The following is a 20164-nucleotide window of genomic DNA, read 5'->3' on the forward strand; positions in this document are numbered from 1 at the left end:
AAATCAATTTGGCACTGGCTTATCAAGCACCCTGTTGAGTTCTCAAAGAACAACCACACACCATCCGGAACCCCACACCGTGGAGCCCCGTCCGGGGCATTTCGTTCATCCCGCACCCGCCGCTCTCGCGCCGGGCACTTTTACTATGTTACCTCACCGTCTCCGCCGTGTCAAACCGTGTGTCCCGGTCTGTCATGCTTCGTACGGGTTGGCGCCCGCGACTTCGCGCAGCGGCGGACCGCTGCGTTTGGTCATCGGATTTGGCAGGCCGGCCGCTGCGGTCTCCCGCTAGCTCGCCCGGTGCCCTGCCGGTCGTCAACCTTACCCGGTCGGTTCCGCTCCGCCAAATCCGCCCTGCGGCGTTTCGGCGAGCCCCGCCCGGCCCGGATCCGTGGAGGCACAGCCTCGGTGGTTCCGGGCGCCGAGCCCGGTCCGTGGCCCTCGGGACCTTCGTCCCGTTTGCCCCGTTCCGCGCTGGCAGAGAGAAAGTTACGCGGATTCGGGTTTGATCGTCAAATCCAGGGGTAGCGTCCCGCGTCACACCATCACCCCGGAGCTATTTCCCCTGCTCAAATGCGTTGTCGAAACGGAGTGCCCACGAGCTCAGGCGCTCGGCCGGCGGCGCCAGGCGAGCCAGCCCCGGACACCGAGCACCCCGACCGTCGTGCCGATCGCCAGGGAGGCCGCGATGAGCAGGGCGTGCACCCAGAGGAAGCCGGTGGGGCTGCCCTCGCCGACCGTGCCGGCCGACCACGCCCGCGGGTCGTTCCAGATGGCGACCGCGAACCTCGGCCAGATCACCCAGGTCCAGACTCCGACCCCGACCAGGAACAGCGACCAGCCGCGCGACAACACCATGGCTGGCCAGTATGCCAGCGGCCCGTCGGCGCAGGTCATGAGCGCGTGGGCCGGAGCATGCGGAAGGTCAGCGAGTAGCGCAGCGCCGGGACCGGCGGGATGCTGTGCTGCCACGCCGACCGGGCCGCCCCGGTGAGCACGTACCCGGAGCGGGGTGCCAGCTCCAGCTCGTACACCCGGCGGTTCTCCCCGGTGCCGCGCTGGAAGCGCAACAGGCACGCGGAGCCCAGCGAGAGACCGACGACGGTCGGCCCGAAGGCGGGCGCGTCACGGTGCCAGCCGATGACGGAGTCCGGCGGATAGCGGGTGACCAGGGTCTGGGCGAGCGCCTCGGGGTCGACACCGGCGAGCGCGGCGCACCGTTCGCGCACCCCGCACAGCGCCACCGGCAGCGCCTCGGCGGCGGTGAGCTGGAACGAGCCGTAGTCGTAGGTGAAGCCGAACTGCCGGACCGTGCGCCGGGCGATCTGCCCGTGCATGCGGACCTCGTGGAAGTCGAGCGCGTCGAGGGTGGCGAGCAGGGAACGCTCCTCGTCGTCGTCGACCAGGTCCGGCTGGTAGGTGAGCCCCACCGGCCGCTCGTGAGTGCCTCGCATCCGACCCATGAGGCGAACGTATCGGCGGGCCGGCCCGCGCGCCGCGCGAAACCGGCCCGCCGCCCGGTGGGTCAGAAGCAGGTGACCGCCCCGCCGATGGCCGGGTTCGCGCGGTCGTGGTGGTGGACGGCGCCGGTGGGATCGGTCATCGAGCCGCCCCAGATGGCGCAGCCCGCGCCGAGGTAGCGGTGGACCGGGCCGGCGGCGTAGCGGCGGCTGCCCTCGTCGATGCCGAAGGTCGTCCACTCCGGGTCCAGGTAGACGCGGGTCCCGGTGAGTGTGCCGACGTACGCGGACTTGAGGGTGACCGTGCAGCCGTACCCGGTGAGGGGGTTGCGCAGCAGGTGGACGGTGCCGAGCCGTGCGCCGGTGGCGGTGTCGTGGATCGGGTCCTGGTCGACGGCGACGAAGCCGAGGCCGCAGAGCGCCTCCGGGGTGTACGGGTTGACCACCGCGGCCTGCGCGCCGGTGCCCGCCACCCCGACGAGGACGGCCGTCACGGCCCCCGCGATCCCGATTCGTCGAATGAGTCGCTGCATCTGCTTTCCCTTTCCCTGGTGCGTACGGATGCGGGACCAGAATGGTGTCGGCACCGCAGCCGGACGAATGTGCGCGGTGGCCACTCCGGCCCGTTTCCGGGTGTGTCGGGCGGCCGGTGCGCGGCCCGCCACCAGGAAGGCAGCAGTGGGACCGATCGGTGGGCACCGATTATGAGGTATCTCGCATAAACGCACCCCGATGAATTTGGAATTGCTTTCGTGTTTCCCGCATTCGACGTTCGGGCACTGTTCGGTGGCGACACGACGACACCCGGAGGTGGCCAGGATGCAGCCGTTCAATCCGTGGATCTGGCGGGACCCGTCCGCCCTCGCCGGCGGCTACGAGCAGACGCGCCCGGACGACGTGCCGAGGCAGCGGTCTGAGGGTGGCGCCGACGGCCCCGACGCGCCCGGCCCGGGCACCCCGATCGACCTCACCGGCTACCGCGTGGAGGCGACCGACGGCCGGATCGGCGCGATCGACGGGGCGAGCGACGACGCCGGAGCCGGCTACCTGGTGGTGGACACCGGGCCGTGGATCTTCGGCCGGAAGGTGCTGCTGCCGGTCGGCACGGTGGCCCGGGTCGACCACCTGGAGCGGGTCGTGCACGTGGACCGGACGCGGGAGCAGGTCAAGGAGTCGCCGGCGTTCGACCCGGACGACTTCGGTCGTACCGAGTACCGCGAGCAGGTCGGCAACTACTACACCGAGAGCTACCGGCGGGGCTGACCAGGGCGGGAGACGCGCGGCGGCCGGTCGGGCCGTCGCGCGTTCCGGTCTGCGCGGGAAGCGGTGGACCGGCTACCGTGTCAGGCATGGTCCGGCCGAGCACCTGCGCCCCGGAGACCCTCGACGGTCTCCCGGCGGCTGCCGCTCCGGTTCTCCCGGCCCGTGTCGACGACGGTCGGGAGCAGATCCTCGACGTCCTCCGTGCCGGTGGGCTGCGGTTCCGCGCCGGCGGGCGATGGCGGCGCTCGCACTGACGAGCCACCTCCACTGATCCGGGCACACCCCGGGTCTCCTCCGCGCGCCCGCGCGTCCTCCACCGACCAGCAATGAGAGGCGTACGACCATGTCCGCAGCACGGATGCTCACCGGTGACCGCCCGACCGGGCGGCTGCACCTCGGCCACTACGTCGGCAGCATCGCCAACCGGGTGAAGCTGCACCAGCGCTACGAGAGCTTCTTCATCATCGCCGACCTGCACATGCTCACCACGCGCAACAGCCGCGAGGACATCGAGCAGGTCTCCCACAACGCCCGCGAGATGGTCACCGACATCCTCGCCGCCGGTGTCGAGCCGGACCGGGCCACCTTCTACCTCCAGTCGGCGATCCCCGAGGTCGGCGAACTGAACACCCTGTTCCAGAACCTGGTCACCGTGCCCCGGCTGGAACGGGTCCCGTCGCTCAAGGAGATGAGCCGGGACGCCGGCAAGGAGGAGATGCCGTACGGGCTGCTCGGCTATCCCGTCCTCCAGGCCGCCGACATCCTCTGCGTGAAGGGGCAGGTCGTCCCCGTCGGGAAGGACAACGCCGCGCACGTGGAGGTGACCCGGGAGATCGCCCGGCGCTTCAACCACCTCTACGGCGAGGTCTTCCCCGTCCCGGAGATGATCATGTCGGAGACGCCCGCCCTGGTCGGCACCGACGGCGCGGGGAAGATGAGCAAGAGCAAGGGGAACGCCATCGCGCTCTCCGACGACCCGGCCACGGTGCGCCGCAAGGTGATGGGGATGTACACCGACCCGAACCGGGTCCGGGCCGACGTGCCGGGAACGGTCGAGGGGAACCCGGTCTTCGCGTACCTCGACGTGTTCCATCCGGACCGGGCGACGGTCGAGGAGTTGAAGGCGCGGTACCGGGCCGGCCGGGTCGGCGACGTCGAGGTCAAGGAGGAACTGGCCGGCGCGCTCAACCGGTTCCTCGACCCCGTCCGGGAGCGGCGGGCCCGGTTCGAGGGGCAGCGCGGCCTGGTCGACGAGTTGATCGTCGAGGGCACCGAGCGGACCCGGGCCGAGGTGCGCCGCACCCTGGTCGAGGTGCGCCGGGCGATGGGCCTGACCAGCGCGTACACCCAGGTGCGGCGGCGGGCCGAGCGCTACCGCAAGGCTGTCGGCACGCCGGCCTGAGATGTCGGTACGCCGGCCGGCCGGCCCGGGTACGGCCTTGCGCCGCCCCCGGGCCGGCCGGTTAGGCTGCTCGCATGACCAGCTCGCACGCGTACCCGACGGCGTCCTTCGACGTCCTGGTCGGCGCGCTGCGACGCCGGCGGTCCCGCGACCGCCTGCGCTGAGCATTCCTCACTGCGACCGGCGGATCGAGCCGCCGGTCATCGCCGATCGTCCTCGGTCCGCCCGCATCCTCATCCGGTGATCCGCGAGCGGCGGATCCGAGCGAGATCGGCGTACCCATGGATCTGGAGAAACTGCTGACCGACCGGCTGGCGCCGGCGTTCGCGACGGTGGCCGGCGGGCCGGTGGACCCCGTCGTGCGGCGCTCCCAGCGTGCGGACTTCCAGTCCGACGCGGCGCTGGCGCTGGCGCGGCGGCTCGGCCGGCCGCCGCGCGCCATCGCCACCGAGGTGCTGGAGCGCGCGGAGCTGGCCGGCCTGTGCAGCACCGCGGAGGTCTCCGGACCGGGCTTCCTCAACCTGACCGTGGCCGACGACGCCCTGGCCGGGCTGGTCTCCGCGCTGGCCGCCGACCCACGGCTCGGGGTGCCGGAGGCCGCCGCACCGGAGACCGTGGTGGTCGACTACTCGGCGCCGAACGTGGCGAAGGAGATGCACGTCGGGCACCTGCGTTCGACGGTGATCGGCGACGCGGCGGCCCGGCTGCTGGAGTGGCTGGGGCACCGGGTGCTGCGCGCCAACCACCTGGGCGACTGGGGCACGCCGTTCGGCATGCTGATCGAGCACCTGGTCGACCTGGGCGAGGCCGAGGCCGCGCAGGAGCTGTCCATGGGCGACCTGGACTCGTTCTACAAGGCGGCCCGGGCCAAGTTCGACGCCGACGAGGCGTTCCGCGAGCGGGCCCGGCAGCGGGTGGTGGCGTTGCAGGGCGGCGACGCGACCACCCTGCGCCTCTGGCGGCTGCTGGTGGAGCAGTCCGAGCGCTACTTCCTGACCGTGTACGACCTGCTCGACGTGACCCTCACCGAGCGGGACTTCCACGGCGAGAGCAGCTACAACGACCTGCTCGGCCCGGTGGTCGAGGAGTTGGACCGGCTCGGGCTGCTGCGGTCCAGCGACGGCGCGGCCTGCGTGTTCCCGCCCGGCTCGGTGGGCCGGGACGGGGAACCGCTGCCGCTGATCGTGCGCAAGTCCGACGGCGGGTACGGCTATCCGGCGACCGACCTGGCCGCGATCCGGCACCGGACCGGGACGCTGGGCGCGACCCGGCTGCTCTACGTGGTCGGGCTGCCGCAGCGGCGGCACTTCGAGATGGTCTACGCCGCCGCCGCGGAGGCCGGTTGGCTGGCCCCGCCGGCCCGGGCCGAGCACGTCGGGTTCGGCTCGATCCTCGGGCCGGACGGACGGATGCTGCGCAGCCGGGCCGGCGGGTCGGTGAAGCTCGTCGGGCTGCTGGAGGAGGCGGTGGCCCGGGCCGCCGCGCTGGCCCGGGAGCGGAACCCGGAGCTGGGCGAGGCCGAGGCGGCCGAGGTGGGCCGCGCGGTCGGCATCGGCGCGGTCAAGTACGCCGACCTCTCCAGCGACCGGCACAAGGACTACGTGCTCGACTGGGAGCGGATGCTGTCCCTGGACGGCAACAGCGCGCCCTACCTCCAGTACGCGCACTCCCGGATCCGGTCGATCTTCCGGCGGGCCGGGGTGGCGGCCAAGCCAGAGGCGGGGATCTCGCTGGCCGAGCCGGCCGAGCGGGCGCTCGCCTTCGAGCTGGTCGGCTTCGGGGCGGTGGTCGGCGCGGTGGCGGAGAGCCTGGAGTTCCACCACCTGACCGGTTACCTGTCCCGGCTCGCCGCCGCGTTCAGCGCGTTCTACGAGCGGTGCCCGGTGCTGCGGGCCGACGAGCCGGTCCGGGAGAGCCGGCTGGTGCTCTGCGACCTGACCGCGCGGGTGCTCCGGCAGGGCCTCCACCTGCTCGGCATCCGCACCCCGGAGCGGCTGTGATCCGCCGAGGCCCGGCGGCCGACCGGACGGACCACGCCGGGCGGCGGCGCCGGGTCGTTCAGCGCGGCAGCCAGGTCTGCACCTCGGCCAGGTTGCCCTCCGGATCGCGCAGGTAGGCCGGGCGGACGCCCCAGCCGGGGCGGTCGGCCGGGGCGGCGACGACCGTGCCGGCGGGGAGGGCGGCGACGGTGGCGTCGACGTCCGGCACCGGGACCACCACGAGCACGCCGCCGTCCCCCCCGGCCGACCGGCAGCACCCGTCGAGGTGGGTCAGGGCACCTGCTCCAGCACGTTGAGCATGGAGCGCACCACGGAGGAGCGCCAACCGCTGCCCATGGTGCGGTGGGCGATCGCCTGGAACGGGCTGTCGAGGTCGAATCCGGTGTGCTCCATCAGCATCCGGGTGCCCCGGCCCTCGGGCTGCAGCCGCCAGGTGACGACCGAGTCGAGGCCGCTGCCGCTGCGGTCCGCCCAGGTGATCCGGAGCAGCCGTTCCGGCTCGACGGCGAGCACCTCGCAGTGGATGGTGCCGGCGAAGTGCAGCGCCGGCATGGGCTTGGCCTGGAAGGTGAACTGGTGACCGACGACCGGCTTGAAGTCGTTGGGCATCAGCCAGCGGGCCATCAGATCGGGATCGACCAGGATCCGCCACACCTGTGCCGGCGGGTACGGCAGGAACTGGTCGACTTCGATCTTGCCGCGTTCGGTCACGCCGACTTCCCCTCGATCGCGGACTCCTCGGCGACCAGCGCGGCGAAGTCGCTCATCCGCTCACGCCAGAACCGCTCGTAGGGGGTGAGCCAGTCGCGCAGGTCCATGAGCGGCTCCGGCTCCAGCCGGTAGAGCCGCTTGCGGCCGCTGCGGCGCTCGGTCACCAGGCCGGCGTCGCGGAGCACCTTGAGGTGCTCGGACACGCTGGGCCGGCGCATGTCGAACGAGGCGGCCAGATCCTGCACCGACTGCGGACCACCATCGCGAAGCAGCCGGATGAGGTCGCGACGCACGGGGCTGGCCAGCGCCGCGAAGACGTCCACTCCGGTGGCCGGGGACATGGCTCAGTCGCCGGATTCGCGGGTGACGAGGACGACGCCGTTGCCGTCGGGGTCGACGAAGGTGCCGTCGCGCCCGCACGGCCGACCGTGCGGGCCGTCCACCGTCCCGCCCGAAGCGCGCATGGGCGCGCGGTCGGCGTCGAGGTCGTTGGTCTCCAACTGGACTCCCTGGAGGTCACCTGGCCAGAAACCGGTGCGACCCGGCACCAGAACGATACCGTGGCGCCCTTTCCGAACCCACCTGCAACCAGCGCGTCGGCCGCATGGTCAGGTCCCGCACGTCGGCGGGAATCTCGCCCGGTCCTGGTCCAACACGGAGACCGTGATGACGGTCAGCGGCTCCGGTAGCGGGCGATGGCCAGGCCCGCGAAGACCACGGTCAGGGCGATGATCCAGATCAGCGCCCGGGTGACGTAGTAGCCGGTGCTGTGTCCGAGCAGCGCCTCGGCGGGCGCGCCCTGGGTGAGGGTGCGGACCGCGTTGACCACCACCGTCACGGGCTGGTGCGCGGTGAACGCCTGGAGCCAGCCCGGCATGCTGGAGGTGGGCACGAAGGCGCTGGACGCGAAGCTGACCGGCATCACGATGAACGACATGCCCTGCGCCGCCTGGACACTGCCGGCCAGCAGCCCGACCGCCACGAAGATCCAGACGAAGGCGAACCCGAAGAGCACCAGGATGCCCACCGCGCCGAGCGCGGAGCCCCAGTCGGTGTGCAACCGCATCCCCACCGCGAGGGCGATGGCGATGGTCGGGATGAGCACCGCGACGGTCATGGCCAGGTCGGCGAGGACCCGGCCGGTGAGCACGGCGCTGCGCGGCATGGGCAGCGACCGCAGCCGGTCGAAGAGGCCGCCGACGTGGTCCTCGGCCACGCCGAGCGCGGTGCCGATCGTGGCGAACATGATCCCCACGGTGAGCAGGCCGGGCGCCATGAAGTCGACGTAGCGCATCGTGCCGGTGCCGATCGCGCCGCCGAACACGTACCGGAAGATCAGCAGGAACGCCACCGACTGCACGATGCGCAGGATCAGCAACTGGGGCGTACGCCGGTAGATGCGCAGGGCACGACCGGTGAGCACGCCGACGCTGGGCAGCAGGCGGGCGTTGCTGGCCGGGTGCGGCGCGGCCACGGCGGTCATCGGGAACTCCTCGACACGGTCTCGGGCTCGATGCCCGCGGGGGACTCGGGTGACCGCGGCTCGGCGCCACGGGGCTCGCCCGCCGGGGTAGACCCGGTCAGGGACAGGAACACCTCGTCGAGCGTGGGCCGGCGCAGGGCCACGTCCTCGACGTGCACGCCCAGCTCGCTGACCTCGTGCAACGCCTCGCGGAGCCGCTCCGGGCCGGAATCGACCGCCACCGAGGCCATCAGCGAGCCGTGGTCGACGACCGGCGTCTCGGCGCCGATCCGGGTCAGCGCCCGCACGGCCGGGTCGAGGTCCTCCCGGTCGCGGACGTGGATCTCCACGATGTCGCGGCCGGCCCGGCTCTTCAGCTCCTTGGCCGTGCCGGAGGCGATCACCTGCCCGTGGTCGATGATCAGGATGGTGTTGGCGAGCCGGTCCGCCTCCTCCAGGTACTGCGTGGTGAGCAGCACGTCGGTGCCCTCGGTGGTGAGCGCCCGGATGGTGTCCCACAGCTCGATCCGGCTCTGCGGGTCTAGCCCGGTGGCGGGCTCGTCGAGTAGCAGCACCTGCGGGCGGCCGACCAGGCTGGCGCCCAGGTCGAGCCGGCGCCGCATGCCGCCGGAGTAGGTGCGGACCAGCCGGTCGCCGGCCTCGCCGAGGCGCAGCCGCTCCAGCGTCTCCTCGGCGCTGGCCCGGGCGGTGCGCCGGTCCTGGCCGAACAGTCGCGCGATCATCTGGAGGTTCTCCCGCCCGGTCAGCGCGGGCTCGACCGTGGCGTGCTGTCCGGCGAGGCCGATGAGCTGGCGGACCCGGGTCGGCTCGGCCGTCACGTCGATGCCGCAGACCCGCAGCGTGCCGGCGTCCGGCCGGGTGAGCGTGGAGATCATGCGCAGGAAGGTGGTCTTACCGGCCCCGTTGGGGCCGAGGATCGCGGCGACCTGGCCGGACTCCAGGCGCACGTCGAGCCCGTCGAGGGCGACGACCTTCCCGAAGGACTTGCGGAGGCCCACGGCCTCGATCATCAATGACATGGCACTCTCTCAACTGAGGACCGGGAGTCCGTCGGGCTGTGCCGGCTCGGGGCCCCGACCCCGGGGGGAAAGGTCGGGGCGGCCGAGCCGGGGCGCGTCGACCTACTGGTCGGCGTGCGCCGACATGAGGACGAAGCCGTTGCCGTCCGGGTCGGAGAAGTTCGCGTCACGACCCCACGGGCGGGCGTTCGGCCCGTCCACCTTGACGCCGGCGGCGCGCAGGCTCTCGCAGTCGCCGTCGAGGTCGTCGGTGAAGAGCTGGACGCCCTTGAGGCCGCCCACTGGCACACCCAGCACGCTCGGCAGCAGCGCGAAGCTCACCGGCGATCCCTTGGGCGCCACCTCGAGCCAGCGCATGGGCCCCATCTGGGAGTCCTGCGACACCTCGAAGCCGAGCTGCTCGACGTAGAACCGCTTCGCGGCGTCCTGGTCGGAGACGGGCACGGTGATCAGCTTGACTCCCTTGATGCTCATGTCGACGACAATAGGTAGGGAAATTCCTACCTGTCAAGGAACTGCCGCCGACAGCGGCGGGGCTCAGCTCGGGCGGCGCTGGAGCCGCCAGAACCCGAAACCGGCCAGCAGCCCGGCCAGCACCAGGTAGAACGCCGACTCCAGCCACTGGAACGACCAGTACCGGCTGGTCGGCTGGTACGCGATCTCCACGTGCACGTCGTGCTTCGCCAGGCAGACGGCCGTGTCCCCGTACGGGCCCGCGGCCGTGCCGGTCTCCGGGGCGTTGGTGAAGCACTCGTTGAAGATCCCCTCGTCCAGCGGCTCACCCGTCTTCGTGAGCAGCTCGCTGACGTCGGTGACCCAGGCGTCCGGCACGGTCAGGCCCTTGACCACCGGTGCGCCGGTGATGCTGCCCAGGCTGCGGGCCCGGTTGATGGCCTGCACGGTCATCGGCATGGTGAGGTGCTCCGCCGGCAGGAAGTGCGGCCGGATCACGTTGGGCACCAGGAACTGGAAGACCACGAAGGCCAGGATGGTCAGCGCCATGGCCGGCACGGTCCGGCGCACCAGCAGCCCGATGAGCGTCCCGAGCACGAAGGCGAACGCCGCGTACGCGATCGGCGCGATGTTCCGGGCGCCGAACAGGATCGTGCTGAACCGGTTGCCGGCCACCTGGTCGACCGGGCTGGCCGCCCAGGTCAGCAGCAGGCTGGCCGCGCCCGCCACCATCATGCTGGCCAGCCCCACCAGGGCCAGCTTCACCGCCAGCCAGTGCCGGCGGGTCACGCTCTGGCTCCAGGCCAGCCGCTGGGTGCCGGCCTCCAGCTCTCGCGCCACCAGGGGCGCGCCCCAGAACATGCCGAGCAGACCCGGGATGAGCCCGAGCAGCGCCGCCAGGTAGAGCAGGGTGTTCTCGTAGTCGGCGCTGTACTGGCTCAGCTGCGGGCCGCAGTCGGCCAGGCTGGCGCACTGCGCCCGGTAGTTGTCGTAGGAGTCCCGGATGTCGAACCCGAGATAGAGGAAGTACGCGGCGATCAGGGCCAGGCCGATGACGCCGACCAGGGCCTGCCCGCGGAACTGCCGCCAGGTCGTCCAGATCACCGTACGGCCTCCCCCGCCAGGCCGGTGGAGACGCCCGCCGCCCGGGTCATGTAGCTGAGGACCATCTCCTCCAGCGAGACCGGCTCGACGCTCCACGGCGTACGCGGCAGCGCGCCGGCCACCCGCACCACCGCGCGGCTGTACTGGTCGGTGTGCTGCATGCGGATGACCTCGACCTCCGCCGGCAGCCGGTCCAGCTCGCCGCACGGGGCGACCAGCCGGTGGTGCTGAGCCAGCAGGTCCTTCACCTCGCCGGCGACCTGCACCCGGGAGGCGCAGAGCACGATGAGGTAGTCGCAGACCCGCTCCACGTCGCTGAGCAGGTGCGAGGAGAGGATCGCGCTGGCGCCCAGCTCGGCGACGAACCCCATCAGGTTCTGCATGAACCCGTCCCGGGCCAGCGGGTCCAGCGCGGCGGCCGGCTCGTCGAAGATCAGCAGCTCCGGGCGCTTCGCGGCGGCGATGGTCAGCGCCAGCTGGGCGCGCTGGCCGCCGGAGAGCCGGCCCGCCTTCTGCTTGAGGTTGAGCCCGACCTGCGCGATCCGCCGGTCGGCCAGGGACTGGTCCCAGGACGGGTTCAGCTTCGCGCCCATCCGCAGGTGGTCAGCCACGGTGAACGTGCCGTAGACCGGGGTGTCCTGCGCGACGAACCCGACCTTGGCCAGGTGCGCCGCGTTCGCCGCCGGAGGCGAACCGAGCACCCGCAGGGTCCCCGCCGTCGGCGTGATCAGCCCGCAGGCGAGGTTCAGCAGCGTGGACTTGCCGGCGCCGTTCGGCCCGACCAAGCCGACCACCCGTCCGCGGGGGACGTTGAGGGTGCAGTCGGCCAGCGCCAGCCGCTTGCCGTATTGCTTCGTCAGACCCTCGGCCTGGAGTGCGGGATAGGAATTCTCCTGCGGCATAGCGTCAATCCTGCGGATCGCGCTCTGCCGCAGCATCGGTCCAAAGTAGGGTCGGCGCTTCTGGCTACCGTACTTTTGACTGGTTTCCCACCGCCCGCCCCCGACGGCGGAAAAGCACGCGCGGCGGCGCCGGGGAAACGGGTTCCCCGGCGCCGCCGTGACGAACGGGCGCTCAGCTCACGTGGCGCTGGATCCGCCACAGGCCGAAGCCGGCCAGCAGCCCCGCGAGCGCGAGGTAGAGCGCCGACTCGATCCACTGGAACGACCAGTAGCGGCTGTTGGGCTGGTAGTCGACCGTGACGTGCGGGTTCCGGTCGCCGAGGCAGGCCGCGGTGTCGGCGGCGCCGCCCGACTGCGGCCTGGTCAGACAGGTGTCGATGGTCCGGGCGTCGACCGGCTGCCCGCCGGCGGTGAGCAGCTTGCTGGTGCCGGTGACCCAGGCGTTCGGGATGCTCAGGCCCTTCACCGTGGCGTCGGTGCCCACCCCACGCAGCTCGCGGAGCGCGTCGGCGGGCATCGCCTTCGTCGCGCTGACCGGCTCCATGAGGTGCGGCCGCACCATGTTCGGTATCAGGAACTGGAGCAACGTGAAGGCCAGGATGGTCACCGCCATGGCCGGCACCGTCTTGCGCATCAGCAGCCCGATGACCGTGCCCAGCACGAAGGCCAGTGCCGCGTACGCGATCGGCGTCAGGTTGCGGGCGCCGAACGCCAGCGCCGCGAACCGCTCCCCGGACACCTTGTCGTAGGGGCTCGCCGCCCAGGTCAGCAGCAGGCTGGCCAGGGCCGCGACCGCCATGCTGGCCAGGCCGACGAAGAGCAGCTTGACCGCCAGCCAGCGGCGCCGGGTGACGCTCTGGTTCCAGACCAGCCGCTGCGTGCCCGACTCCAACTCCCGGGCGATCAGCGGCGCACCCCAGAACACGCCCAGCACCGCCGGGATGATCGCCAGCAGCAGGGCGAGGAAGAGCAGCCGGGTGCGGTAGTCGTCCTGGAACTGGCTCATCGCGTCCAGGCACCGGTCGGCGACCGCGCACCGGTCCTGGTGGCGGTCGTACGCCTGCCGGATGTCCAGACCGGTGAACAGGAGGTAGGCCGCCAGCGGCGCCATCGCGACGACGCCGACGAGGGCCTGGGTGCGGAACTGCCGCCAACTCATCCAGATCATCGCGGCACCTCGACCCGCGGCAACGGACACGACTCATCAATAGGCATGACCACATCCTGGAGAGGCGGGCGCCGCCCAACATCGGCCCAGAGCACGGTTCACCGCGCCCCGGACCGTACTTTTGACCGGTTCGGTCGACCCGGCGAATACCTAGCGTGGGTCGCATGGACACTTCGGACCGGTCGGCCCGCGGGGCCGGAATCGCCTTCGACACCGCCTTCGCCCTGGCAGCCGTGCTGGGCATGGCCTTCACCGCCTACATGATCAGCGACAGCTGGGGCGGCAGCTACGCGGTCTTCGACACCGCCGTGGCCGCGGTGGTGTCCCTGCTCGCGCTGGATCGCCGGATCAACCGCACCTGGACGGCCGTCGCCGGCCTGGTCGTGGTCGCCGTGGCGATCCTCGTCTCGCAGGTCGCCGACCTGCCGCAGGAGCCCAGCCCCATCGCCTCGCTGGCGCTGGCCGTGCTGGTCGCCTCGGCGCTGCGGCACCTGCCCACCCAGTGGGGCTGGGGCATCGCCGCCGGCGGCCTCGCCGTCATCCTCGCCTGCTGGATCACCGGCGGCTTCCGGGCCGTCGCCGTGATGGGCACCGTGGCGTGGCTGGGCGCCGTCGCGGTCGGCGCGTCGATGCGCGGGGCGGACGCGAGCAAGCGCGCCGCGGTCGAGCGCCGCCGGGCGGCCGAGGAGGCCAACCGGCAGTGGGACCCGACCCGCACCTTCTGACCCTGCGAACCAGAGGGCCGGTCTCCCGAACGGGAGGCCCTGTCCGCACGCTCTCTCCGTTACAGGCGTTTCGCCATCTGCTGGGTCGTGACCTCGTAGCCGCACCTCTGGTACAGCGAGATCGCGGACGCGTTGTCGCCGAACACGTTGAGCCCCAGCCGAAGCGCCCCCGCTTCCCGTGCCAACGCCTCCACGGCCGCGAGGATCGCTTGCCCGTAGCCGGATCGCCGGTAGGGCTCCTCCACACTGATGTCGTGGAGCCACGCGGTGTCCGTCGTCCTGGTGCGTGGCTCCTCCAAGCCGACCCACGCGTGGCCGACGACCTGGCCTGCGGTGTTCTCGGCCACCAGCAGGTGATGGCGTTCCGTCGCCAGTCCCTGGGGCAGGAACCGGGCTCGATCCTCTCGCGCCTTCTCCGTCGCGGCCTCGGCCGGCATCGTCTCGGCGAGCGCCCGGACGTACTCCAGGTCCCGTCGTGCCGTGTAGTTCTCGTACTCGTCCTGACGCATCCCGCGCAGGGTGACCACCGGTGAGTTCATCCCCGGCATGCTGGCAGGCGTCGTTCGGTCTTCGCCATCGGGGACCGCAGCGGGGCGAGGAACCCCAGCGCCGTGAACATTTGTGTCGCCGCACCGGCAGCCGCCACCGCAATCCCGGCAGCCCTCACGAGCAGCCGTGGAGCGGGACGCAGATCGTCGGAATGCCGCCATCTTCGGAGCCGCAGCACGAGGACTGGAATGCTTCCCTCTGGATCCAGAGGTCCAGGAACACATGGAGCGCAGACGCCGCCGGGGCGCTTCGGCCGTCTGATCGCCGATCCGTGATCATCAGAATATGAGCCAGTACTTTCAGGCGGGCGACCTCGTCCTGTGGAACCCTTCCAACCGAGTCGCGGAGTTGTTCGTCCGTACCAGCGAGGCGGTCGCTGAACTGGTTGACGTACCGACCGGGATCGGCCCCATGCGCGCCGACGACTACGAGATCGACCTCGACGTGTTCGTCGGCTTCGTGGACGCGCTGGTGGCGCAGTACCTGTCCTCAAGCCACGCGATCCTCAGGTCGTTGCTGGAAGGCTTCACCGCCACCGCGCTCGTCATGGTTGACCGCGCCGGCCGAACCGTGCCCTCGCTCCAGGCCACTGCCAGGCTGGACCCGAGGGACGTCTCCGTCGGCCCCGATGGGATCCGCCCGCTGGGCGACCCCGCGGGCCTGCACGAACTCGCCAGGAAGCACGCCGCAGCCATGCCGCGTTGACCACATCACGTGATCGTGTCCGGCCGACCGATGTCGGCCGAGACGGATTCGAACTACAACAACAAGCCGGCGTCCTGGGGCTTCCCTCAGGGCGACGGCCGGCTGATCCCAACGGGGGCGAGCCAGCGCCGCCTATCCGTCACCTTTGCGGCGGGCTCAGCGGAAGGAGCGGCAATGGCGGACGTGTCGGTCGAAATACCATCGCCGCTGAGCAATTGCATCGTCTTCTGCGAGCTCGTGTGCGTCCGCGAGTGCTGCGGGATCGACGCCGTCTCCACCGATCCCACCGTCATCGAGGCGTGGTGCCGTCAGGTGGGGCCGATCGCCGTGGCCAAGGCTCGGCGTCAACTCGCCCAGCTGATCGACGTGGTCGAGGACCGCTCGCACCGCGTCACGTCGACCTTCCTGAACCACCGCACGCGCGACTACACGGGACGGCGTCAGTTGCTGGACTTCCTGTCCGCCCTCGAAGCGGGGCTAGCGGCCGGCGATACGTCGTAAGACCCACGCCCCTGGTGAGCGACGCTGCTTTACGACCAGGGCGTGCCACTCGAACGGATCCAGGATGTGCTCGGCACAGCTTCCCGAACGTCACCGAGCCGATCTGGTGGAGGCCACCCGGAGGGTGCAGCAGGATACGGCGGAACGGCTCGGCTTCCTGTTCGACGGGTAGGCGTCGGGGCAGCGCCGTGGGGGTCAACATGATCAAGGGCCGGTCTCCCGTCACGGGAAGCCGGCCCTTCACCTACTGCGCGCCCGAAGGGACGCGAACCCTTAACCTTCTGATCCGTAGGAGCATCCCGCATCCGCAGTCACCCGCCTCGCCTCCCCGCTGGCTCGTGGCCGACGTTCATCCGGTGGCGGCTGTTGGCGTCGTGCTGGGGTCAGGCTGGGGTCAGAGGCTGGCAGCTTGGGAGTTTTCGATCTCCCGCAGGCCACCGGCATTGACATCTCACACCACTCCCCCGCTGTCGGTCGGCCTCTTGCGGACTAGATGCGGACTGCGGGGTCGGGCGGCCGGGAATGTGAGTTTGGAAGAGCGTGCTCAAGCGGTCGTGATGTCCGAAACACCTTTGGGCAGCGGTCGGCCCGGTCGCGTCTCGTGCCCGCTCGTGCCCGCTGCGCGCCACGGTTACTGGCCCACGGATGACCCATGCCGGATTTCGGATTAGAAGAAGATCACGGATGGCTGATCGCCTGATGATCGCATGGTTCACTGTCGCGCATGACGTGGCGAAGGACCGGGCTGGTGTTGGCGGTCATCCTGGCGGTGGTGGTCTTCGTCGGCTGGCGCTGGTGGCACAACCACCCGCCCTACGGTCCGGAGGCGCTGGCCATCAAGTCTTCACTCACGTTCGTCAGCCAAGAGGAGGCTCAGGCTGCGCTCGGCGAGAACGCGCCGGCGTCCAACGGACGCGATCAGCTGGTGCTGGGCCGGATATCTTGGCGGACTCCGCCCAAGCCACTCGATGGCGGATACTTCGCGATCTTTCTCATTGACAAGCGCGTCAACCGCAAGGTGGGAAGCTTCATCGCGTCGTCGCCACGGCAGAGCGCGTCGTCGCCACGGCAGGAGGCCATCAGCGTCGGGAACGCCGGGGTGGAGAACAAGATCCCGGAGCGCTATCCCTGGCTACAGGGCGCAGGCGACGTCAAAGAGGGAAACACCTGGTGGAGCTACGGCTCCAGACTGGCCGTGTTCGACGGGGACGCTTCGCCGCTAACGTTCGTCGCGCGCTTCCCGTATCTGGAGGGACCGCAACGGGAGGCGGTCAGGGCGGCCACTGCACCGGTTGCGATTTCGGACCTGCTGTTGGCCTTGGTCTACATGGGATCCGATGGGCAGGTGTACTGGGCGCAACGGCTCCAAGGCTAGGAAGCGGATCTCCTCGTCGGGCAGTCTCCGACCGTCCAGCCTCCCCGGACGGGGACAAGGTGGAGCGCCCTACCGGACGAATGACCTTGGCCCCGTCCGGGGGCTGGTAGCCCTTGTGGTGCCCGGCGAGGATGACTGCACCGAACGGTGGGGGTCGTCGCGTTCGCCGCAATGGCGAGGGAAACATTCGGCAACGGAAGGACGGGCTTTTCGAGGCGCGCGTCTGGGTGTTCACCACGGACGGGCGGAAGATCCGCAAGAGCGTCTACGGCGCAACCTGGGATGAGGCTCATGCCGCGCTGGTGAAGCTCAAGTCGATGCGCTTGCGGGTGTCCGCCTTCCGGCAACGGGTGCGACGGCGGGGAGTACCTGACCTACTGGCTCACGGAGATCGCGGCTGAGCGCGTGCGGCCCTCGACCCTCGCCAGCTACCAGTGGCTTGCTCGCACGTACAGGGGTCGCCTCGGCAGTGCTGTGAGGGGTCCTGCCCGATGGCTCGATCCGCTACGCGCATCGGCTCCTGCGGGCTGCGCTTCAAGACGCCTTCACCGCGTACCTGACCGCGAAGTCGCCGGCGTATGGACGCATGTAACGGTTTCGGTTCGCGTGCCGCCTTGCCCCATGACAGCCAGTCATTGGCACACGGGGACCAGGAGGAAAAGTGGTCAGACGCCATCTTGCACGGCTTGTGGTTGCGCTGACGGGGGTGATGGCTTTGGTCGCCGCGGGACCGACCGCGGCCTTCGCTGCACCGACGAACGACGACTTCAGCGCCGCTGCCGCGATCGACAGTCTTCCGTTCAGCACGACGCTTGACACGAGCGACGCCACGTGGGATCCCAGCGACCCCTCGGACTGCCACAGCAACGGCTCGGTCTGGTACTCCTTCACTCCGACGTCGGACATGCGAGTCAAGGCCAACACGTTCGGCAGCAGCTACGACACCACGATCGGCGCATGGACGGGCAGCGAGGGCTCGCTGAGCCTCGTGGCGTGCAACGACGACTACAACGGAGTGCAGTCGCAGATCACCTTCACCGCGACGGCAGGCACCACGTACTACTTCCTGCTCGGCCGCTGCTGCGGCGGTGGCAGCAACGGTGGCGGGTCGCTGGTGTTCTCCGTGGAGGAGATCCAGGCGGCGGCGAACGACAACTTCGCCAACCGCATCAGCATCGGCGCGCTGCCCTACTCGAACACGCAGGACTACAGCACCGCCGGTGCCGAGGCGGGGGAGCCCTCGTCCTGCTTCAACCCGGTCAACACGGTGTGGTACTCGTACACCGCCACGGCCACCCGGTCGATCACCGCCAGCACGACCTCGTACTACGGCGGCATTGCCGCCTACACCGGCACCTCGCTCAACAACCTGTCCCAGGTGGGGTGCCGCGGCAACTACAACTCGCAGCCACTGACCTTCCTGGCCGAAGAGGGAACGACCTACTTCTTCCAGGTCGAGGCGAACGGAACCCCAGGTGAGTTCACCTTCACGCTGAACGTCGCGCCCAACCCCGACGCGCAGTTCTCCTACTACTCGAGCGATCCCAGCTCGTACGACACCATCAGCTTCTACAGCAACTCCTACGACCCGGCGGGCGGACAGCTCTCCTTCGCCTGGGACTTCGGCGACGGAACGACCTCGACGAGCCAGTACCCCAGCCACCGGTACGCCGCCGACGGCGACTACACCGTTCAGCTGACGGTGCGCACGCCCGACGGGCGGAGTGACTCCATCTCCCACACCGTGCAGGTACGCACCCACGACATCTCGATCGACCGGATGAACGTGCCGGCGACGGCGAAGGTGGGTCAGACCATCGGGGTCAGCGTCTACCTCAAGAACACCCGGTACCCCGACACCGTCCGGGTGACCCTCTACAAGAGCGGCCCGTCCGGCTTCGTCGAGGTCGGGTCCTCCAGCCAGCTGGTGAAGGTGTCCACCACCGGCCAGACCACCCGCTACTCGTTCAACTACACGGTGACCAGCGACGACCTGGCCACCGGAAAGATCACGTTCAAGGCCACGGCGTGGCTGACGGAGCACACGGACGCCCTCCCGGCGGACAACGAACTGCTCTCGAACCCGGTCAAGGTCAGCAGCTGAGTCAGGATCGCCCGCGCGCGGTGGCGTAGCGGCGACTTCGGGCGGGGCTCTTGCGGCACGGGCCCAGGTGAGATCCACCTGGGCCCGCGTCCGCAGGGCCCCGCCCGCCTGCTTCACCCGGTACGCGTTGCGGTGCGACGTGACCTCGGCCCGCCGCTGCCCGACGTCGGGTCGGGCCGCTCTCAGCAGGGGACGGGAGCGGGTTCCCGGGCCGGGGCGGGGGCGGAGCGCCCGTCCTGAGTGGCGGACAGCAACGGCCGCAGGGAGAGGGCCACCAGGGACGCGGTCAGGCAGCCGCCGACCACGACGGCGACCCAGATCTTCCCGTCCGCCGCGCCGATCAGCGGGCCGGCGGTGACCGGGCCGATGATCCCGCTCACCCCGAAGATCATCGAGCTCATCGCGTTGTACCGGCCGGGCAGCTCGGTGGCGAGCGCGTTGGTCAGGGCCGGCATGACCGGCGACAGCATCGTCTCGCCGAAGCCGAAGATCGCCGCGCAGGCCACCACGCCCAGCGCGGCAACCAGGGCGTTGCCGGTGCCGATCAGGCCGGCCGCGCCCAGGACCAGCCAGGCGGTCGCGAAGACGGCGCCCACCGCGGCGAGGGCAGCGGTCCGGCTGCGCCCCTCCGTGCGCCGGATCACCACCAGCTGGGAGAGCACGATCATCACGGTGTTGCCCGCGAGGGCCCACGCCACCACCCGCGGCGTCACCTCGGCGACCCGGATCGCGTACGCCGTGAACCCCACCTCGATCTGCGCGTACCCGCAGGTGGTGAGCACCAGGCCGAAGATGACGAGCCGCCGGAACGGACGGTCCCGCAGCACCGCCAGGTAGCCGCCGACCGACGACCGTTCTTCCGTCGTCTGGGCGGTGCCGAGCCGGTGCCCCACGTGCGGGAGGCTCAGCAGGATCGCGCCCGGCATGAGGTAGCGGGTGCGACCACCCGAGCACCTGACTCGTCGACAGGCCTCGCCACCACGTCCGACCGCTTTCGCACGCTGCAGGAACGCTGCGCTTGGTGACCCTTGGCCACGATCGGCCTGTTTTTGCGCTGAGCGTGCATCCATGGATGCACGAAAAAGCGCCCCTCCAGTCGATGGACCTCAATGGGTGGAGAGGCGTTTTCCCTGGTCAAACGCTGTTGAACCCTGCGCACCCGAAGGGAATCGAACCCCTAACCTTCTGATCCGTAGATCCCCAAGACCACTGCGCAGCCATTCCGCAACCTCCGCCTCGC

General features: G+C 70.5%; 24 protein-coding genes. 9 read left to right on the top strand and 15 right to left on the bottom strand.

What is annotated here, in order from left to right; translation table 11 throughout:
• Positions 1–603: 603 nt before the first annotated feature.
• The 3 genes from FXF50_RS16760 to FXF50_RS16770 all read right to left on the bottom strand — a co-directional run bounded on the left by FXF50_RS16760 (position 604) and on the right by FXF50_RS16770 (position 1954).
• Complete coding sequence (locus FXF50_RS16760; RefSeq protein ID WP_148428877.1) at positions 604–858, bottom strand: SCO4848 family membrane protein; 255 nt, start codon at positions 856–858, stop codon at positions 604–606.
• 35 nt (positions 859–893) lie between these two features.
• Complete coding sequence (locus FXF50_RS16765) at positions 894–1463, bottom strand: alpha-ketoglutarate-dependent dioxygenase AlkB (RefSeq protein WP_148428879.1); 570 nt, start codon at positions 1461–1463, stop codon at positions 894–896.
• Positions 1464–1525: 62 nt separating this feature from the next.
• Positions 1526–1954, bottom strand: a complete 429-nt coding sequence (locus FXF50_RS16770; RefSeq protein ID WP_148428881.1) for a hypothetical protein — start codon at positions 1952–1954, stop codon at positions 1526–1528.
• Positions 1955–2279: 325 nt separating this feature from the next.
• Between FXF50_RS16770 and FXF50_RS16775 the strand changes: the two genes are divergently transcribed.
• From FXF50_RS16775 to argS, 4 genes are all read left to right on the top strand, one after another.
• Positions 2280–2723, top strand: coding sequence for a PRC-barrel domain-containing protein (locus FXF50_RS16775; RefSeq protein ID WP_148428883.1), 444 nt, complete (start codon positions 2280–2282; stop codon positions 2721–2723).
• 86 nt (positions 2724–2809) lie between these two features.
• Positions 2810–2977: a hypothetical protein gene (locus tag FXF50_RS29330; RefSeq protein WP_167364291.1), complete on the top strand. Its 168-nt coding sequence runs from the start codon at positions 2810–2812 to the stop codon at positions 2975–2977.
• 89 nt (positions 2978–3066) lie between these two features.
• Positions 3067–4125, top strand: a complete 1059-nt coding sequence (gene trpS / locus FXF50_RS16780; RefSeq protein ID WP_148428885.1) for a tryptophan--tRNA ligase — start codon at positions 3067–3069, stop codon at positions 4123–4125.
• Between the two features lie 281 nt (positions 4126–4406).
• Positions 4407–6125 carry an arginine--tRNA ligase gene (gene argS, locus FXF50_RS16785; RefSeq protein WP_148428887.1) on the top strand — a complete coding sequence of 573 codons (1719 nt, stop codon included), beginning with the start codon at positions 4407–4409 and terminating at the stop codon, positions 6123–6125.
• 58 nt (positions 6126–6183) lie between these two features.
• Here the strand turns inward: argS and FXF50_RS29335 are convergent, their stop codons facing one another.
• The 10 genes from FXF50_RS29335 to FXF50_RS16825 all read right to left on the bottom strand — a co-directional run bounded on the left by FXF50_RS29335 (position 6184) and on the right by FXF50_RS16825 (position 12965).
• Positions 6184–6351 carry a hypothetical protein gene (locus FXF50_RS29335; RefSeq protein ID WP_187399702.1) on the bottom strand — a complete coding sequence of 56 codons (168 nt, stop codon included), beginning with the start codon at positions 6349–6351 and terminating at the stop codon, positions 6184–6186.
• Positions 6352–6395: 44 nt separating this feature from the next.
• A complete protein-coding gene (locus FXF50_RS16790; RefSeq protein WP_148428889.1) occupies positions 6396–6836 on the bottom strand; it encodes an SRPBCC domain-containing protein in 441 nt (146 codons plus the stop codon).
• On the bottom strand, positions 6833–7177 hold the full coding sequence (locus FXF50_RS16795) for a helix-turn-helix transcriptional regulator (RefSeq protein ID WP_148428891.1): 345 nt from the start codon (positions 7175–7177) through the stop codon (positions 6833–6835). The genes FXF50_RS16790 and FXF50_RS16795 overlap by 4 nt, the downstream gene beginning before the upstream one ends.
• A gap of 3 nt (positions 7178–7180) precedes the next feature.
• Positions 7181–7336, bottom strand: a complete 156-nt coding sequence (locus tag FXF50_RS29340) for a hypothetical protein (RefSeq protein ID WP_187399703.1) — start codon at positions 7334–7336, stop codon at positions 7181–7183.
• Positions 7337–7509: 173 nt separating this feature from the next.
• Positions 7510–8319 (bottom strand): ABC transporter permease, encoded by an 810-nt coding sequence (locus FXF50_RS16800; protein WP_148428893.1) that lies wholly within the window; start codon positions 8317–8319, stop codon positions 7510–7512.
• Positions 8316–9338, bottom strand: coding sequence for an ATP-binding cassette domain-containing protein (locus FXF50_RS16805; protein ID WP_148428895.1), 1023 nt, complete (start codon positions 9336–9338; stop codon positions 8316–8318). Before FXF50_RS16805 ends, FXF50_RS16800 begins: the two co-directional genes overlap by 4 nt.
• A 102-nt stretch (positions 9339–9440) precedes the next feature.
• Positions 9441–9812 (bottom strand): VOC family protein, encoded by a 372-nt coding sequence (locus FXF50_RS16810; protein WP_148428897.1) that lies wholly within the window; start codon positions 9810–9812, stop codon positions 9441–9443.
• Positions 9813–9875: 63 nt separating this feature from the next.
• The gene (locus FXF50_RS16815) at positions 9876–10895 is read right to left on the bottom strand and encodes an ABC transporter permease subunit (protein ID WP_148428899.1); all 1020 of its coding nucleotides are present in this window, start codon (positions 10893–10895) and stop codon (positions 9876–9878) included.
• The gene (locus FXF50_RS16820) at positions 10892–11797 is read right to left on the bottom strand and encodes an ABC transporter ATP-binding protein (protein ID WP_148428901.1); all 906 of its coding nucleotides are present in this window, start codon (positions 11795–11797) and stop codon (positions 10892–10894) included. The genes FXF50_RS16815 and FXF50_RS16820 overlap by 4 nt, the downstream gene beginning before the upstream one ends.
• Before the next feature lie 172 nt (positions 11798–11969).
• Positions 11970–12965 carry an ABC transporter permease subunit gene (locus tag FXF50_RS16825; protein WP_148428903.1) on the bottom strand — a complete coding sequence of 332 codons (996 nt, stop codon included), beginning with the start codon at positions 12963–12965 and terminating at the stop codon, positions 11970–11972.
• Between the two features lie 164 nt (positions 12966–13129).
• Here FXF50_RS16825 and FXF50_RS16830 point away from each other — a divergent pair, with 164 nt between their 5' ends.
• A complete protein-coding gene (locus tag FXF50_RS16830; protein WP_148428905.1) occupies positions 13130–13690 on the top strand; it encodes a metal transporter in 561 nt (186 codons plus the stop codon).
• A gap of 59 nt (positions 13691–13749) precedes the next feature.
• Here the strand turns inward: FXF50_RS16830 and FXF50_RS16835 are convergent, their stop codons facing one another.
• Positions 13750–14229 carry an N-acetyltransferase family protein gene (locus FXF50_RS16835; RefSeq protein ID WP_370464122.1) on the bottom strand — a complete coding sequence of 160 codons (480 nt, stop codon included), beginning with the start codon at positions 14227–14229 and terminating at the stop codon, positions 13750–13752.
• Between the two features lie 295 nt (positions 14230–14524).
• Here FXF50_RS16835 and FXF50_RS16840 point away from each other — a divergent pair, with 295 nt between their 5' ends.
• From FXF50_RS16840 to FXF50_RS16855, 4 genes are all read left to right on the top strand, one after another.
• Positions 14525–14944, top strand: coding sequence for a DUF6086 family protein (locus tag FXF50_RS16840; protein WP_148428907.1), 420 nt, complete (start codon positions 14525–14527; stop codon positions 14942–14944).
• A gap of 30 nt (positions 14945–14974) precedes the next feature.
• On the top strand, positions 14975–15445 hold the full coding sequence (locus tag FXF50_RS16845; protein WP_255510071.1) for a DUF6331 family protein: 471 nt from the start codon (positions 14975–14977) through the stop codon (positions 15443–15445).
• A 748-nt stretch (positions 15446–16193) separates the two neighbouring features.
• Positions 16194–16820, top strand: coding sequence for a hypothetical protein (locus FXF50_RS16850; protein WP_255510072.1), 627 nt, complete (start codon positions 16194–16196; stop codon positions 16818–16820).
• Between the two features lie 904 nt (positions 16821–17724).
• Complete coding sequence (locus FXF50_RS16855; RefSeq protein ID WP_222866067.1) at positions 17725–18924, top strand: PKD domain-containing protein; 1200 nt, start codon at positions 17725–17727, stop codon at positions 18922–18924.
• 182 nt (positions 18925–19106) lie between these two features.
• Here the strand turns inward: FXF50_RS16855 and FXF50_RS16860 are convergent, their stop codons facing one another.
• A complete protein-coding gene (locus FXF50_RS16860; RefSeq protein WP_255510073.1) occupies positions 19107–19850 on the bottom strand; it encodes a hypothetical protein in 744 nt (247 codons plus the stop codon).
• Between the last annotated feature and the right edge of the window lie 314 nt (positions 19851–20164).

The organism is Micromonospora sp. AP08 (assembly GCF_008085935.1).
Lineage (GTDB): Bacteria > Actinomycetota > Actinomycetes > Mycobacteriales > Micromonosporaceae > Micromonospora > Micromonospora chersina.

Bases quoted from the DNA above. Each gene is read 5' to 3' on its own strand.
- FXF50_RS16760 (WP_148428877.1), bottom strand. From the start codon at position 858: ATGGTGTTGTCGCGCGGCTGGTCGCTGTTCCTGGTCGGGGTCGGAGTC.
- FXF50_RS16765 (WP_148428879.1), bottom strand. From the start codon at position 1,463: ATGGGTCGGATGCGAGGCACTCACGAGCGGCCGGTGGGGCTCACCTAC.
- FXF50_RS16775 (WP_148428883.1), top strand. From the start codon at position 2,280: ATGCAGCCGTTCAATCCGTGGATCTGGCGGGACCCGTCCGCCCTCGCC.
- FXF50_RS29330 (WP_167364291.1), top strand. From the start codon at position 2,810: ATGGTCCGGCCGAGCACCTGCGCCCCGGAGACCCTCGACGGTCTCCCG.
- trpS (WP_148428885.1), top strand. From the start codon at position 3,067: ATGTCCGCAGCACGGATGCTCACCGGTGACCGCCCGACCGGGCGGCTG.
- argS (WP_148428887.1), top strand. From the start codon at position 4,407: ATGGATCTGGAGAAACTGCTGACCGACCGGCTGGCGCCGGCGTTCGCG.
- FXF50_RS16795 (WP_148428891.1), bottom strand. From the start codon at position 7,177: ATGTCCCCGGCCACCGGAGTGGACGTCTTCGCGGCGCTGGCCAGCCCC.
- FXF50_RS16800 (WP_148428893.1), bottom strand. From the start codon at position 8,319: ATGACCGCCGTGGCCGCGCCGCACCCGGCCAGCAACGCCCGCCTGCTG.
- FXF50_RS16805 (WP_148428895.1), bottom strand. From the start codon at position 9,338: ATGTCATTGATGATCGAGGCCGTGGGCCTCCGCAAGTCCTTCGGGAAG.
- FXF50_RS16810 (WP_148428897.1), bottom strand. From the start codon at position 9,812: ATGAGCATCAAGGGAGTCAAGCTGATCACCGTGCCCGTCTCCGACCAG.
- FXF50_RS16820 (WP_148428901.1), bottom strand. From the start codon at position 11,797: ATGCCGCAGGAGAATTCCTATCCCGCACTCCAGGCCGAGGGTCTGACG.
- FXF50_RS16825 (WP_148428903.1), bottom strand. From the start codon at position 12,965: ATGATCTGGATGAGTTGGCGGCAGTTCCGCACCCAGGCCCTCGTCGGC.
- FXF50_RS16830 (WP_148428905.1), top strand. From the start codon at position 13,130: ATGGACACTTCGGACCGGTCGGCCCGCGGGGCCGGAATCGCCTTCGAC.
- FXF50_RS16835 (WP_370464122.1), bottom strand. From the start codon at position 14,229: ATGAACTCACCGGTGGTCACCCTGCGCGGGATGCGTCAGGACGAGTAC.
- FXF50_RS16840 (WP_148428907.1), top strand. From the start codon at position 14,525: ATGAGCCAGTACTTTCAGGCGGGCGACCTCGTCCTGTGGAACCCTTCC.
- FXF50_RS16845 (WP_255510071.1), top strand. From the start codon at position 14,975: ATGTCGGCCGAGACGGATTCGAACTACAACAACAAGCCGGCGTCCTGG.
- FXF50_RS16855 (WP_222866067.1), top strand. From the start codon at position 17,725: ATGCGAGTCAAGGCCAACACGTTCGGCAGCAGCTACGACACCACGATC.
- FXF50_RS16860 (WP_255510073.1), bottom strand. From the start codon at position 19,850: ATGCCGGGCGCGATCCTGCTGAGCCTCCCGCACGTGGGGCACCGGCTC.